The organism is Novosphingobium sp. NDB2Meth1 (genome assembly GCF_900117425.1).
Taxonomy (GTDB): domain Bacteria; phylum Pseudomonadota; class Alphaproteobacteria; order Sphingomonadales; family Sphingomonadaceae; genus Novosphingobium.
Genome location: NZ_FPEH01000032.1, coordinates 624,453 through 638,676 on the forward strand (window position 1 = coordinate 624,453; position 14,224 = coordinate 638,676).

General features: G+C 67.6%; 11 protein-coding genes. 6 read left to right on the forward strand and 5 right to left on the reverse strand.

The window, feature by feature from the left end:
- Positions 1 to 68 precede the first annotated feature (68 nt).
- Positions 69 to 1,046, forward strand: coding sequence for a serine hydrolase (locus tag NDB2M1_RS21155; RefSeq protein ID WP_054121388.1), 978 nt, complete (start codon positions 69 to 71; stop codon positions 1,044 to 1,046).
- Positions 1,047 to 1,198: 152 nt separating this feature from the next.
- On the opposite strand, the gene NDB2M1_RS21160 is transcribed toward NDB2M1_RS21155, so the two are convergent.
- Positions 1,199 to 1,393 carry a hypothetical protein gene (locus NDB2M1_RS21160; RefSeq protein ID WP_054121387.1) on the reverse strand — a complete coding sequence of 65 codons (195 nt, stop codon included), beginning with the start codon at positions 1,391 to 1,393 and terminating at the stop codon, positions 1,199 to 1,201.
- 289 nt (positions 1,394 to 1,682) lie between these two features.
- Between NDB2M1_RS21160 and polA the strand changes: the two genes are divergently transcribed.
- Complete coding sequence (polA, locus tag NDB2M1_RS21165) at positions 1,683 to 4,535, forward strand: DNA polymerase I (protein ID WP_072384655.1); 2,853 nt, start codon at positions 1,683 to 1,685, stop codon at positions 4,533 to 4,535.
- 181 nt (positions 4,536 to 4,716) lie between these two features.
- Here the strand turns inward: polA and NDB2M1_RS21170 are convergent, their stop codons facing one another.
- On the reverse strand, positions 4,717 to 5,409 hold the full coding sequence (locus tag NDB2M1_RS21170; RefSeq protein WP_054121385.1) for a hypothetical protein: 693 nt from the start codon (positions 5,407 to 5,409) through the stop codon (positions 4,717 to 4,719).
- Between the two features lie 157 nt (positions 5,410 to 5,566).
- Here NDB2M1_RS21170 and NDB2M1_RS21175 point away from each other — a divergent pair, with 157 nt between their 5' ends.
- A complete protein-coding gene (locus NDB2M1_RS21175) occupies positions 5,567 to 7,075 on the forward strand; it encodes a YifB family Mg chelatase-like AAA ATPase (protein ID WP_072384656.1) in 1,509 nt (502 codons plus the stop codon).
- On the opposite strand, the gene NDB2M1_RS21180 is transcribed toward NDB2M1_RS21175, so the two are convergent.
- The 3 genes from NDB2M1_RS21180 to NDB2M1_RS21190 form a co-directional block, all read right to left on the reverse strand.
- Positions 7,072 to 7,803: a LytR/AlgR family response regulator transcription factor gene (locus NDB2M1_RS21180; protein WP_072384657.1), complete on the reverse strand. Its 732-nt coding sequence runs from the start codon at positions 7,801 to 7,803 to the stop codon at positions 7,072 to 7,074. The two genes, NDB2M1_RS21175 and NDB2M1_RS21180, sit on opposite strands and share 4 nt — an antisense overlap.
- 12 nt (positions 7,804 to 7,815) lie before the next feature.
- Positions 7,816 to 9,756, reverse strand: coding sequence for a sensor histidine kinase (locus tag NDB2M1_RS23465; protein WP_072384658.1), 1,941 nt, complete (start codon positions 9,754 to 9,756; stop codon positions 7,816 to 7,818).
- 75 nt (positions 9,757 to 9,831) lie between these two features.
- Positions 9,832 to 11,355 (reverse strand): fumarate hydratase, encoded by a 1,524-nt coding sequence (locus tag NDB2M1_RS21190; RefSeq protein WP_072384659.1) that lies wholly within the window; start codon positions 11,353 to 11,355, stop codon positions 9,832 to 9,834.
- A gap of 206 nt (positions 11,356 to 11,561) precedes the next feature.
- On the opposite strand from NDB2M1_RS21190, the gene NDB2M1_RS21195 reads away from it, so the two are divergent.
- Genes NDB2M1_RS21195 through NDB2M1_RS21205 form a run of 3 tightly spaced genes read left to right on the forward strand, consistent with a single transcriptional unit; the run spans position 11,562 to position 14,205 of the window.
- Positions 11,562 to 12,161, forward strand: a complete 600-nt coding sequence (locus NDB2M1_RS21195; protein ID WP_072384660.1) for a protein-L-isoaspartate O-methyltransferase family protein — start codon at positions 11,562 to 11,564, stop codon at positions 12,159 to 12,161.
- Between the two features lie 5 nt (positions 12,162 to 12,166).
- Entirely contained in the window at positions 12,167 to 13,633 is a 1,467-nt protein-coding gene (locus NDB2M1_RS21200; RefSeq protein ID WP_072384661.1) for a TolC family outer membrane protein, read from the forward strand.
- Between the two features lie 59 nt (positions 13,634 to 13,692).
- Positions 13,693 to 14,205 (forward strand): DUF2497 domain-containing protein, encoded by a 513-nt coding sequence (locus NDB2M1_RS21205; RefSeq protein ID WP_072384662.1) that lies wholly within the window; start codon positions 13,693 to 13,695, stop codon positions 14,203 to 14,205.
- Positions 14,206 to 14,224 lie beyond the last annotated feature (19 nt).

The window sequence follows — 14,224 nt, forward strand, 5'->3', positions numbered from 1 at the left end:
CTTGCCGGCGAATCCCAATAGGTTAGGGTACTAATACATCCTAAAGGGATTGTCGGCTAAGGGGGATAATGGCTTCCGGCATCAAGATGATGGGCAAATGGGTCGCAGTTGCGCTTTGGTGCGCTGCGCCGCTTGCGCTCGTCTCGGCCCCTGCCGCAGCGCGCCCGGGGACCTCGCTTCAGAACGCGCGTGACGCGGCGATCGAGCAACAAGTCTCTGCAATCGTGGCGCAAGGACGCGGGCGCATCGGCGTCGCGGCGGTCGATCTCGATGGCGGCGGGCAGATCATGATCAACGGCGACATGCCGTTTCCGATGGCCAGCACCGCGAAGATCGCTGTGGCGGCCACCTATCTTTCCGGTGTGGAGCAGGGCCGCCTGCGGCTCGACCAGCAGTTCCCGATGATGGTGCCCGTCGCCGAAGCCGCAAGCTCGCGCGGCACGGTTGCTGCGGTGCGCCCCGGCATGGTGATGTCCGCGCAGAGCCTGATGGAGCTTTCCATCACGCGCAGCGACAACCATGCGACCGATGGACTGATTGCCGCTGTCGGCGGGATCGGTGCGGTGAACACCTGGCTCAACCGCATCGGCGTGACGGGCCAGCACCTCGATCACACGATGGCGACACTGGTGCGTGACGACGGGCGGGTCAATCCGGTGACGACGATCGACACCCGCACGAGCAGCACGCCGCGCGCGATGGTCCAGCTGCTCGCCGCGATCGACCGCGGCGGCGCGCTGAGCCCGGAAAGCCGGGCGGTGCTGCTCGATACGATGACCCGCACGAGCACCGGCAAGAACCGCATTCGCAGCGGCCTGCCCGAAGGCGTGGTGTTTGCGCACAAGACGGGGACGCTGGCGGGCGTGACCGACGATGTCGGCATCGTGCGCTTGCCCGATGGGCGGCACCTTGCCATCGCGATTTTCGTGACGGGGCCCGAGGGCCACACCGCCCACGCCGGGCTGATCGCGCAGATCGCCCGCGTGCTCTACGATGGCTACAGCCAGCCGCCGCTGCCGGCGAGCTTCGAGACGGCGCGCCGCTGATTTTCCAGTATGTCGGCAATTGCCCGCTGTGATGCGGAGCGCGGCCTAGCGTGCGCGCTGCATGCACAAAAGAGAACGGGCACAAAAGAGAAGGGGCGCAGCCACTGCAGTGGCCACGCCCCTCTATCTCTATCAAACCCTTGCGGGCTTGATTACATCTTCGCGGCTTCGCTCGAAGCGTCAGCAGCCGGAGCCGAAGCGTCTTCCGACGGAGCAGCCGAAGCGTCCATAGCGGCTTCAGTCGATTCCATGGCGGCTTCGGTGGCGGGGGCTTCAGGAGCCTTTTCCGAGCAACCGGCGAGAGCGAAGGCAGTGCCGGCGACAGCGGCGAGGAGGAGCTTGCGCATGCGTTACAATCCCTGGATTGAAGTGGACCGCGCCGGGCCCGCAGCCCGCCGCAAAGCCTACTCTGGCGGTAGACTTCTCGCCCCAATTAATCGGCAATTCACCTGCTTGCAAGTCTTAGGAGCAGCAATCCCGTCATAGAGCCGTTAATTTTTTGAAATATAACAATTTTTGCCACGCCTTGGCGGGGCAAGAGAGCGCATTCGGACCGCATGAATCACCCTGTCATTGCTGCAGCGCCGCAACATCGGGCGCTTCCGCTGACGGGGGCGAGGCGCTACCAGAGCGGACATGGACACCACCGCAGACGCCGCGCCGCCGCTCGATTCCGCCCAGCGCCACCTCTATCTGATCGACGGTTCGGCCTATATCTTCCGCGCCTACCACCGCCTGCCGCCGCTGACCAATCCGGCGGGCGTGCCGGTCGGCGCGGTCTATGGCTATACCACAATGCTGTGGAAACTGGCGGAGGACCTGCACAAGGCCGACGGGCCGACGCACCTTGCGGTGATCCTCGACAAGGGTTCGATCACCTTCCGCAACGATCTCTATGACCAGTACAAGGCGAACCGCCCGCCGCCGCCCGAAGACCTCGTCCCGCAGTTCCCGCTCATCCGCGATGCGACGCGCGCGTTCAGCCTCCCCTGCATCGAAGAGGAAGGGCTCGAAGCGGACGACCTGATCGCATCCTATTCGCTGGCGGCAGCGGAGCGCGGGTGGAATGTCACCATCGTCTCGTCGGACAAGGACCTGATGCAGCTCGTCGGGCGGCCGCACGCAGGCAGCGGCTATATCGACATGCTCGATACGATGAAGAACCAGCGCATCGACTTGCCCGAGGTGATGGAGAAGTTCGGCGTCGAGCCCGAGCGCGTCGGCGATGTGCTGGCGCTGATGGGCGATGCGGTGGACAACGTGCCCGGCATTCGCGGCATCGGTCCCAAGACCGCGACCAAGCTGATCCAGGAACACGGCACGCTGGAAGGCGCGCTGGCCGCCGCACCGACGATGAAGCCCGGCAAGCTGCGCGACAGCCTGATCGAGCAGGCCGACATGGCCCGCCTTTCGCGCCAGCTCGTCCAGCTGAAGGAGGATTGCCCGTTGCCGCTGCCGCTCGATGCCTTCGAGCTGACAGCGATCCCGCCCGATCCGCTGGCGGCGTTCCTGTCCGAGCACGGCTTTACCAGCCTGCTGCGCAAACTGGGCACCGCGCCGGTGGAAGCGCCTGCTGCGGGCGGCGCGCCATCCTCGAACCCGGCGGGCGCGGCGGAAACGCGGCAGAGCCTGCCGGACTGGCCCGCGATCGATCTGGCCGGCTACCGCTGCCTGCAGACGCTGGAAGACATCGCCGCATGGGTCGCGCGGGCAGAGGCGGCGCGGGTCGTGGCGGTCGACACCGAGACCAGCGCGCTCGATGCGATGCAGGCGGACCTTGTCGGCGTGAGCCTTGCGCTCGGGCCGGGCGATGCCTGCTACATCCCGCTCGGCCACCGGGGCAGCGACATGTTCGCTGAAGCACCAGTCCAAGCCCCGCGCGAGGCGGCGCTGGCGCTCCTGAAGCCGCTGCTCGAAAGCGATGCGGTGCTCAAGATCGGGCAGAACATCAAGTACGATCTCAACGTGCTGGCCCGCTACGGCATCATGGTCAGCCCCATCGACGACACGATGGTAATGAGCTTCTGCCTCGATGCCGGGCGCGGCGAGACCGGGATTGCCGGGCATGGCATGGATGAATTGTCTGCCCGCCACCTTGGCCACACGACCATGACCTTCAAGGACCTGTGCGGCACTGGCAAGAAGGCGATCTCGTTCGCCGAAGTGCCGCTGGCCGATGCGACGCGCTATGCCGCCGAGGATGCCGAAGTGACATGGCGGCTCCATCGGCTGCTGGCGCCCCGCCTTGCCGAGGAAGGCGGCACGCGCATCTACGAGCGAGTCGACCGGCCGCTGGTGCCGGTGGTTGCGGGCATGGAGCGGCACGGCATCCGCGTCGACCGCGAGCGGCTGGCGGGGCTTTCATCGCAGTTTGCCGAGACGATCGCGGGCCTTGAAACCGTGATCCACGAGAAGGCCGGCCAGCCCTTCACCATTGGCAGCCCCAAGCAGTTGGGCGAAATCCTGTTTGACAAGCTGGGCTACAAAGGCGGGAAGAAGGGCAAGACCGGGCAATATTCAACCGACCAGTCGGTGCTCGAAGGCCTTGCTGCGCAGGGGGCGGAAGTGGCGACCCTGGTGCTGGAGTGGCGCCAGCTTTCGAAGCTCAAGTCGACCTATACCGACGCGCTGCAGGCTGCGATCAATCCCGCCACCGGCCGCGTGCACACCAGCTACAGTCTGGTCGGCGCGCAGACGGGGCGGCTTTCCTCGAATGAGCCCAACCTGCAGAACATCCCGATCCGCACCGAGATCGGGCGCCAGATCCGCGACGCGTTCGTGGCCGAACCCGGCAATGTGCTGCTGGCGGCAGACTATAGCCAGATCGAGCTGCGGCTCGCAGCGCACATGGCCGATGTTCCGGCGCTCAAGGAAGCCTTCGCGGCAGGTCAGGACATCCACGCGCGCACCGCGCAGGAGCTGTTCGGCACGGTCGACCGCGACACGCGCGGACGGGCGAAGACGATCAACTTCGCGATCCTCTACGGCATCAGCCGCTGGGGGCTGGCCGGGCGGCTGGGTGTGAGCGCGGATGAGGCGCAGGCTATGATCGACCGCTACTTCGAGCGCTTCCCCGGCATCCAGCGCTATATCCACGAGACGCTGGAGAGCGTCCGGGCGAAGGGCTATTCGGAAACGCTGTTCGGCCGCAAGACGTGGTTCCCGCGCATCAATTCGAAGAACCAGGCCGAACGGCAGGGCAGCGAGCGCGCGGCGATCAACGCGCCGATCCAGGGCACCAGCGCGGATATCATCAAGCGCGCGATGGCGCGGATGAACCCGGCGCTGGCGGCGGCGGGATTGGGCCACGTGCGCATGCTGCTGCAGGTGCACGACGAACTGGTGTTCGAACTGCCCGAAGCCGATGTGGCGGCAGCGCGCGCGGTGATCGAAGCGGTAATGGCCGGCGCGGCGGAACCGGCGGTCAAGCTGACGGTGCCGCTGGGCGTGGAGATCGGCACCGGACCCAGCTGGGGCGCGGCGCACTAGAGCCTGTCCTGTTTAGGTGAAGGCATCGTCATCGCGTCAGGAAGCCTGCTGGCAAGGAACGGCGCGCAGTGCGGACTGGTAGCCCGTGCCAGCGACGTGACGCTGTCCAGCGGGCTTCCTGACGCGACCCCGAAGGGGCGGGCCGACGCCTCCACCTAAACAGGACAGGCTCTAGGCCGCGCTATTCCACCTTCACGAACGGCTTGATGTCCTTGGTGTGGAGCCAGAGCATCTGTTCGTTGGGCACCGAATTGGTGAGGGCATAGAGCCCTTCGGCTTCTTCGGCGCTGAGGCCCATTTCGCGGTAGTAATCGAGATAGGCCTTGTTGGGGCCTTCATCGGGCGCGAAGTCGTCGGGCTGGTGGCCTTGCTCGTCCTTCCACGCGTGGACGCCGAATTCGGCATCGGGCGCAGCGTGGCGGGTCTTGCCGGCGAGGAAGATCTCGAACCCGCCCGAGCGCACCGAGCCGCCTGAGGGCACGTCAGTGGCGATGCCATGGCGCCGGATCAGCCGCCCGAGCGTGAGGTTCGCGCCATCGTCGATTGTACCGGGGCAGTCGACGAGTTCGAGCATGCGAATGCCCGGATGGGCCTGCAGCATGGCGCGAAACAGAGTGGGCGACGTGTCGTCGATCTCGCCCACCAGCGCCGCGTGGGTCGTATCGACAACCGCAAAGGGGCCGAAGCGGGGCAGGCCCTCGATCGCCCGCGCGACGCGCTGGCTGCGCGGCTCCTCGGTGACCGTGCGGGTGGTGGTCACTTCGGTCCAGGTGGTGCCGTGCGAATCGACCCAGGTACGCGTCGCCGTCTGCTGCGCAGCGGCTGGTGCCGCGGCGGCCAGACTGAGCAGCAGGGCGCAAGTGAGTCGGAGCATGGTGCGCTCATAATCCGCTCATGCTTGCCGCTTTTCCAGCAAAACGCGGTAAATCGCGCTTAAGACCTTTTTGCCTCCGATTTGGCAAGACCCCGCGCCTTCCCCTATCCCGCGCTCCGACCCGACCTTAGGCTGCCGAACGGACTTGGGGGTTGGTATGGTCGCGCTGGTATCCACGGTTGCCTATCTGGGGCTCGAGGCGCGCGCGGTCGAAGTGCAGTGCCAGATCGCGCCGGGGCTGCCGACTTTCCGCGTCGTCGGCCTGCCCGACAAGGCGGTGGGCGAAAGCCGCGAGCGGGTGCATTCGGCGCTCGCCGCACTCGGGCTGGCGCTGCCGCCCAAGCGCATCACGGTGAACCTTTCCCCGGCGGACCTGCCCAAGGAAGGCTCGCACTATGACCTGCCCATTGCGCTGGCGCTGCTGGCGGCGATGGGCGTGGTCGATCTGGAAGCCGTCGCGGAGTTTGTCGCGGTGGGCGAACTCGCGCTCGATGGCCGGGTGATCGCGAGCCCCGGCGTGCTGCTGGCCGCGCTCCATGCGAGCGAGATCGAGAAAGGGCTGATCTGCCCGGCGGCGCAAGGCGCGGAAGCACGCTGGGCAAGCGGGGTGGAAGTGGTCGCGGCGCCCGATCTGATCAGCCTGCTCAACCACCTCAAGGGCACGATGCGCCTGCCGATTCCCGCACCGGGCGAAGTCGACGCGCCGGAGCGGCGGGCGGACCTCAGGCAAGTGAAAGGGCAGGAAACCGCCAAGCGTGCGCTAGAGATCGCGGCGGCGGGCGGGCACAATCTGCTGATGATCGGCCCTCCGGGTGCGGGCAAGTCGCTGATGGCCTCCTGCCTGCCGGGGATCCTGCCCGAACTGACGCCTTCGGAAGCGCTGGAAGCATCGCTGGTGGCCTCGGTCGCAGGTCTGCTGGAGGAAGGCCGGATCAGCCGCGCGAGGCCGTTCCGCGCACCCCACCATTCGGCTTCGATGGCGGCGCTGACGGGCGGCGGGCTGAAGGTGCGACCCGGCGAAGTCAGCCTGGCGCATCTCGGCGTTCTGTTTCTGGATGAACTGCCGGAGTTCCAGCGCGCGGTGCTCGATTCGCTGCGCCAGCCGCTGGAGACGGGCGAAGTCACCGTCGCACGCGCCAATGCGCATGTGACGTTTCCGGCGCGGGTGCAGCTGGTGGCGGCGATGAACCCATGCCGCTGCGGCTATCTCGGCGATCCGGCGCTGGGCTGCAGCCGCGCCCCGCGCTGCGCGGGGGATTACCAGTCGAAGGTTTCGGGCCCGCTGCTCGACCGGATCGACCTGCATGTCGAAGTCGATCCCGTTTCCGCCGCCGATCTGGCGCTGCCGCCCCCCGCCGAAGGATCGGACGCGGTCGCCGCGCGCGTCGCGGCGGCGCGGCGGGTGCAGACGGCAAGGCTCGACGGCAGCGGGCGGCGCACCAATGCCGAGCTGGAAGGCGATCTGCTTGAACGATACGCGACCCCGGACGAGCCGGGGCGCAAGCTGCTGTCACAGGCTGCGGAAGCGATGCGGCTCTCGGCGCGCAGCTACACCCGCATGCTGCGCGTGGCGCGCACGATTGCGGACCTGGCGGGAGCGGAGACGGTGGGGCGGGTGCATGTGGCGGAGGCGCTGAGCTATCGGCGGATTGCGCCGAGAAGCTAGCGCCCCGCCATCGCCTTGGCCTTCGCCAGATACGTCCGCCCGATGCGCAGCAGTTCGCCATCCGCGAGCTGCGCCGACCATACCCCCAGCCCATCGTGCTTCAGCCCCGCGATCCGGTCGCGCCGCACGATCGTCGAGCGGTGGAGGCGGATGAAGCGTTCGGGGTCGAGGCGGTCTTCGAGGCGCTGGATGGTGTGGAGGAGGAGGTAGCTGCGGGCGCCCACATGAAGGCGCACGTAGTCGCGCTCGGCGTCGATGCGGTCGATGTCACCGGCGGCAACGCGGATCAGCTCGCTGCGGTGGGGGACCCAGAATTCCTCGATCCACGGGCTTTCTGTAGGCGCGGCTTCGGTGGGCGTAGTGGCGGTGTCGCGCCGGGCCAGCGCGCGCTCGACGGCGCGTTCGAGGCGGTCTTGCGCGACGGGCTTGAGGACGTAATCCACCGCGTCGCAATCGAAGGCTTCGACCGCGAAGTGATCGTGTGCGGTGACGAAGATGACGGCGGGACGCGGGGACAGGCGGGCAAGGCCGCGGGCAACGCCGAGGCCATCGACTTCGGGCATGGTCATGTCGAGCAGCACGAGCTCGGGCGAGAGCGCTTCGCACAGCCGCAGCGCCGCCGCACCGTCGCTGGCCGTGCCGACGACATGGAGCGCGGGAATGCGCGCGCAGAGGATCTGCATGCGCTCCACCGCAAGCGGTTCATCATCGACGATCAATGTGCGCATGCGTTCCCTCTTCTATTCGCAGCCCGACCGCACCAACGGGATCGTCAGCACCGTGGCATAGCCGCCGGCCGGCAGGGCTCCGCTTTCCACCCGCGCCTCGTCGCCGAAGCGCGCCGCTAGGCGGTTGCGGACGTTTTCGAGACCGATGCCGGTGCTGCCGCTGGCGCCGCCCTTGCCCGGCCCATCATCCGCGACGGTGAGCACCAGCTTGCCACCAGCTTCCGCCGCCGCGATGCGGATGGTGACGGGGCGCGTGCTCGCGGAGACGCCGTACTTGATCGAATTTTCGACCAGCGGCTGGAGAATCATCCCCGGCACGCAGGCGTTCTCGAGCCCCGGCGGCACATCGAATTCGCAAACCAGCCGCTCCGGGAAGCGCACCGCCTCGATTTCCAGATAGTGGCGCTGCAAGGAAATCTCGTCGGCCAGCGGCACGTCGGCCGTGGGATCGCCGGCAAGGCTGTGGCGGTAGAAGCTGGAGATCGTCTGGATCATCTTCTCCGCCTGTTCGGTGCGGCCCACCATGACGAGGGCGGAGAGCGAATTCAGCGTGTTGAACAGGAAGTGCGGATTGACCTGATAGCGCAAGCTGCGCAGCTCTGCGGCCTTTGCTGCGCGCTTGTATTCCCCCTCGCGCCGTTCGGAGGCGCGGGCCATCTCGGCATTGCCGAGCGCGATGTAGAGCCCGGCCCACGCGATCAGCAGGAAGTATCGACCGAGCGCGACATCGGTGAGCTGCTTCCACAGGCCTTCGTCTTCGATCATCTTGCTGATGATCATGCTGTGGATCTGGCTGTCGCTGTCGGTTGCAGCGGGCGCTGGCACGGGTGACGGCGCAGTGCTGGCCGTGGGCGAGGGCGTGGGCGCAGGCGCCGGCGTGGGCTTCGCGGCGGGGCGCTTCGGCGCAGGGCGGGGGACGGGGCGCGGCTTTGCGTCGCGGGCCTTGTGCACCTCGGCATTGCGCGCGTGGACCTGCTTCACTGCTTCGCCGACAGGTCCGGCAGGCGGCGGCGGGACATCCTTCTCGGCGACGAGACCCGCATCGGCGAGGCCGCGCAGCACGTTCCAGCGCACGGCATCGATGCCGGCCAGTCTCGCCTGTGCGGCAGAAAAGCGCTCTGCCTTGGCCCGCTCGATCTCGCGCTGCGCCTCGGCAACTTCACGCTGCGCCTGCGCGAGTTCGCGGGCGACCTCTTCGGCATGCTCGGCATCGGTGGGGACACGGTGGGCGCCGACGCGCACTTCCGCCGTCCCGTCACTGCGGCGGATGATGGAAACGCCGCCGGGCGCGGTGATCACCGCTTCTTCGTCATTGTCGCTGTCGGTTTGATCATCATCGCCATCCTCAGTCGGCGCGGCCATGACCTTCGACGCGCGCGGCGGCGCTGGCGAGGCCGGCGGCGCGGGGGGCTCGGGCGGCGGAGGCGGCACCGGGATGGCCTGCGGCGGGGCGGCGACGTCGATCAGGACATTGCCCGAGACATCGTGGCGCACGCGCACCGAGGGCAGCGGCACATCGGACGGCAGGACAATCGGCGCGGTGCCTTGCTGGCCCCGGATCGCCCGCGCCGCCGCCTCGGCCTGCGCCTGTGCGGCCTTGGCCTCGCGCGCGATGATCTTCTTCTCGACCGGGGCGAAGCACTGCTGGTTGATCGCGGCGAGCGCGAGCGCGGCGGGCAGCATGATGACGAGCGCCGCGCCGATCCGCGCCCCGTTGCTGCGCCCGTCGAACCGGCGCAGCAGCGGCCACGCGAGCAGTGTGACGGCAATCCCGGCGAGCGTGACCACGGCGCGGCGCCACAGCAGTTCGTTGAACTCGCCGAGATCGACGACGATCCCGCGCAGAGTGATCAGCAGGAAATAGGTGAGCCACAGCGCGGCCGCCGACAGGAACACCGCACGCGCGGGGACGTGCGGACGTTCGGCAGCAGTATCGACGGGAAGCGTGGCCATTCGACCGCTTCTACGCCCAACCGACCGGCCAGCGCCAGCCGGGCAGTCGAGCGCAGTCAGCCGTTGGTCGATGGATCACGCGGGAAGCAGCCCCTCTTCGCTGATCTTCTTCTTCCACACCAGCGGCGCCAGCTGGTGGACGTTCTGCCCGGTCGAATCGACCGCGACCGTTACCGGCATGTCCTCCACGGTGAATTCATAGATCGCTTCCATGCCGAGATCGGCAAACCCGACGACCTTGGACTGCTTGATCGCGCGCGCGACGAGGTAAGCCGCGCCGCCGACGGCCATGAGGTAGGCGGACTTGTGCCTCGCGATGGACTCGGTGGCGGCCGGGCCGCGCTCCGCCTTGCCGACCGAGGCGAGCAGGCCGAGGTTCAGCATGGTGTCGGAGAACTTGTCCATGCGCGTCGCGGTGGTCGGGCCCGCGGGGCCGACCACTTCGTTGCCGACCGGATCGACCGGGCCGACGTAGTAGATCACGCGCCCCTTGAAATCGACCGGCAGCTGCTCGCCCTTGGCCAGCATGTCGGCGATGCGCTTGTGCGCGGCATCGCGGCCGGTGAGCATCTTGCCGTTGAGCAGGAGGCGGTCGCCCTGTTTCCAGCTCTGCACTTCCTCCGGCGTCAGCGTATCGAGATCGACGCGTTTGGCCGCCGCATCCGGCGTCCAATGCACGTCGGGCCACTCGTCGAGCTTGGGCGTTTCGAGGAACGCCGGACCCGAACCGTCGAGCGTGAAATGCGCGTGGCGCGTGGCGGCGCAATTGGGGATCATCGCGACCGGCTTGCCCGCCGCGTGGCAGGGGGCGTCCATGATCTTGACGTCAAGGATCGTGGAGAGCCCGCCGAGGCCCTGCGCGCCGATGCCGAGCGCGTTGACCTTGTCGAAGATCTCGATGCGCAGCGCCTCGACATCGTTCTGCGGCCCGCGCAGCTTGAGCTGGGCCATGTCGATCGGCTCCATCAGCGCCTGCTTGGCCAGCAGCATGCAGTGCTCGGCCGTGCCGCCGATACCGATGCCGAGCATGCCCGGCGGGCACCAGCCGGCGCCCATCTGCGGCAGCATCTCGATCACCCAGTCGACGATCGAATCGCTGGGGTTCATCATCTTGAACTTCGACTTGTTCTCGCTGCCGCCGCCCTTGGCCGCGACATCGACCGAGACCTTGTTGCCCTTCACCATCTCGACGTGGAGCACGCAGGGCGTGTTGTCCTTCGTGTTGCGGCGGGTGAAGGCGGGATCGGCCAGCACCGAGGCGCGCAGCTTGTTTTCGGGATCGAGGTAGGCCCGGCGCACGCCTTCGTCGACGACGTCCTGCAGGCTCTTGTCGCTTTCGAGGCGGCAGTCCTGGCCCCATTTGATGAACACGTTGACGATGCCGGTGTCCTGGCAGATCGGGCGGTGCCCTTCGGCGCACATGCGGCTGTTGGTGAGGATCTGGGCGATGGCGTCCTTTGCCGCGGGGCCCTGTTCGGCTTCGTAGGCGTCGCCCAGCGCGCGGATGTAGTCCATCGGGTGGAAGTAGCTGATGTATTGCAGCGCATCGGCCACGCTTTCGATGAGGTCTTCCTCCCGGATCGTTGTCATCTCTGCCATGGCTGGTTCCTTCCACTGGTTTGGTGCCCGCCGTACGCGGGCACAATCGATGAACCGCCGTTTAGCCATCGACCAGCGTCATGCAAAGCGCTTGGCGCGCCGGAGACGATATTCTAAGGGCTGGAAATCTAAAGACGCAGCTTTCAGTCGGCAGCGGCGCCAGGTGCCGGCTGGCTGCGCAGCCCGGACGAAGAATGAGGGATTTCATGACGGTGGTGGAAGAACGCGCTGGAGTTGCCGAGACCGAGTCCGCGCGCCGCGCGATGATCGACAGCCAGCTGCGCGTGAGCGGCGTCAACGATCCGGCCATTCTCGCAGCATTTCTTGCCGTGCCGCGCGAAGACTTCGTGCCCGAGGCGCGCCGCGCGGTGGCCTATGCCGACCGCGCCGTGGCGCTCGGCGATGGCGAAGTGCTTTCGCCCGCGCTGACGTATGGCCAGATGCTGACCGCCGCCGAACCCACCGCTGACGACAGCGTGCTGGTGATAGGCAACCCGGGCGGCTATCTCGCCGCGCTGGCGGAAAAACTGGCCGGCACGGTCACGCTGGTTGCTGCTGGCGGCGATTGGGCCAAGGCCGGCGAATACTCGCTGGTGCTGGTCGACGGCGCCATCGAAGCGGTGCCCGCTGCTCTGGCCGGTGTCGTCACGGCGGAGGGCCGCGTCGTTGGCGGCATGGTCGAGCGCGGCGTGACCCGTCTTGCGCTGGGCCGCAAGGTGGCCGGCTCGCTCGCGATGACGGTGCTGGCGGAAGCCGACTTTGCCCCGCTTGCTGCCTTTGCCGCCCCGCGCAAGTGGAGCTTCTGAACCCCATGATCTGCGCCTTCCGCGCTGCTCCCGCGCTTTCGGCGCTTGCCATGGCGCTGGCCGCTGTTCCAGCGCAGGCCGACGACCTGCAGGGCGCGCTGGCAGCAGCCTATGCGGGCAACCCCGATCTGAATGCTGCACGTGCGAACTTGCGTGCGACCGACGAAAGCGTGCCGATCGCCCGCGCGCCGGGCCTGCCCAGCCTGACCGGCACGATCAACTACACCGAATTCCTCAAGCAGGGCCCCAACACCTTCATCGCGCCGCAGCGCCTGATGACGGTCGACCCGCAGCTCAGCGTGCCGATCTATTCGGGCGGCGCCGTGCGCAATTCGCTTGCCGCCGCCAAGATCCGCGTCGAGGCCGGTGAGGCAGCGCTGCGCGGAACCGAGGCGGGCGTGTTCAGCCAGGTCGTCGCGGCCTACATGGACGTGATCCGCGATTCCGCGACCGTAGGGCTCAACCGCAACAACGTGCAGGTGCTCGAGGTCAACCTCAAGGCCACCACCGACCGGTTCGAGATCGGCGACGTGACGCGGACCGACGTGGCGCAGTCCAATTCGCGCCTCGCTCTGGCGCGCGCCGATCTGCGCAGTGCGGAAGCCGCGCTGGTCGCCAGCCGCGAGCGCTATGTCCAGATCGTCGGCAAGGTGCCGGACGATCTGCAGCCGCCGCCGCCGCTGGCCGGGCTGCCGGAATCGCCCGAGGAAGCGGTGCAGACCGCGCTCGACAACAATCCCGATCTCGAAGCCGCACGCCAGCGCAGCAAGGCGGCGGGCTATGATGCCAAGGCCGCGGGGGCTGGCCGTCTGCCGACGATCTCGCTGTTTACCTCGGGCGAGTACCAGACCTACTTCAATTCGCTGGGCGGCGCCGGGGCCGGGAGCGGCACCCGATTTACCCAGAGCCAGACCACGGCGCAGGCCGGTGCGCGCATCTCGATCCCGCTGTTCCAAGGCGGTCTTCCCGCCGCGCGCCAGCGGCAGGCCCAGGCCACCGCGACCGCCGTGCAGGAGCAGGAAATCGGGACCGAGCGGACGGTCATTGCCAATGTCCGCTCGGCCTATACCCAGTGGCGCGCGGCGAACGACGTGATCGTGCTCAATCAGACCGCCGTCGATGCCGCGGCGCTGAGCCTCGAAGGTGTGCGCGCGGAAAACACCGTGGGCAACCGCACGATCCTCAACATCCTCGATGCCGAGCAGGAACTGCTGCGCGCGCAGGTGGGCCTCGTGGCAGCGCGGCGCAATGCCTATGTCGCCGCGTTCAACCTGATTGCCGCGATGGGCAAGGCGCAGGCCGCCGATCTCGGCTTCGATCCGGCGACGCTCTACGATCCCGAGGCCAACTACCGCCGTGTACGGGGCCGCGTATTCGACTGGTCGCTCGACTCGCCGACACCCCCTAAGGCGACGCGCACGGTTGACACGCCGGCCCAGACCGCGACAATTCCTGCACAAACCGTGCCGTAATGGTACAGGACCGCGGGGCGGCCGACTGATTCGGCCCAGAGTAGTGTGTGGGGTAATGCATGCGTCAGGCTTCTGAACCTTCGGTCGAGGAGATCCTCGAATCGATCAAGAAGGTGATCGCGCGCGACAATCGGGCCGATGCCGCGCGTGAGCGCAGCCGCCGCGATGCTGCCGCGGACATGCCTGCCGCGCCGCGTGTTTCTGCCCGTCCGGCGACACGGAGCGAAGGTCGCCCGGCGTCGTTCCCTGCCGACGTACTCGATCTCAGCGAAGTGGCCGCGCAGATCCTGAACGAAGACCGCGCCGCAGCTGTCGAAGCAAACGAAGAGGAGGCGCCGCTGCTGGCGGACGAGACCACCGCTTCGATGCGCGATTCGCTGACCGCGCTGGCGATGCTGTCCGCCCCCGGCGCCAGCCCGCAGATCGTCCGCTCGGGCGAAACCTCGCTCGAGGGCATGGTGCGCGAGATGCTGCGCCCAGCGCTGGCCGAATGGCTCGACAAGAACCTGCCGCCGATGGTCGAAAAGCTCGTCGCGGCGGAAATCGCGCGGATCGTCGGCAAGAAGGGCTAATCTCGCGGCTTCCCGCGTG

What these genes read in the sequence shown, in the direction of transcription:
- NDB2M1_RS21155 (WP_054121388.1), top strand. Translation starts at nt 69, where the DNA reads ATGGCTTCCGGCATCAAGATGATGGGCAAATGGGTCGCAGTTGCGCTT.
- NDB2M1_RS21160 (WP_054121387.1), bottom strand. Translation starts at nt 1,393, where the DNA reads ATGCGCAAGCTCCTCCTCGCCGCTGTCGCCGGCACTGCCTTCGCTCTC.
- polA (WP_072384655.1), top strand. Translation starts at nt 1,683, where the DNA reads ATGGACACCACCGCAGACGCCGCGCCGCCGCTCGATTCCGCCCAGCGC.
- NDB2M1_RS21170 (WP_054121385.1), bottom strand. Translation starts at nt 5,409, where the DNA reads ATGCTCCGACTCACTTGCGCCCTGCTGCTCAGTCTGGCCGCCGCGGCA.
- NDB2M1_RS21175 (WP_072384656.1), top strand. Translation starts at nt 5,567, where the DNA reads ATGGTCGCGCTGGTATCCACGGTTGCCTATCTGGGGCTCGAGGCGCGC.
- NDB2M1_RS21180 (WP_072384657.1), bottom strand. Translation starts at nt 7,803, where the DNA reads ATGCGCACATTGATCGTCGATGATGAACCGCTTGCGGTGGAGCGCATG.
- NDB2M1_RS23465 (WP_072384658.1), bottom strand. Translation starts at nt 9,756, where the DNA reads ATGGCCACGCTTCCCGTCGATACTGCTGCCGAACGTCCGCACGTCCCC.
- NDB2M1_RS21190 (WP_072384659.1), bottom strand. Translation starts at nt 11,355, where the DNA reads ATGGCAGAGATGACAACGATCCGGGAGGAAGACCTCATCGAAAGCGTG.
- NDB2M1_RS21195 (WP_072384660.1), top strand. Translation starts at nt 11,562, where the DNA reads ATGACGGTGGTGGAAGAACGCGCTGGAGTTGCCGAGACCGAGTCCGCG.
- NDB2M1_RS21200 (WP_072384661.1), top strand. Translation starts at nt 12,167, where the DNA reads ATGATCTGCGCCTTCCGCGCTGCTCCCGCGCTTTCGGCGCTTGCCATG.
- NDB2M1_RS21205 (WP_072384662.1), top strand. Translation starts at nt 13,693, where the DNA reads ATGCGTCAGGCTTCTGAACCTTCGGTCGAGGAGATCCTCGAATCGATC.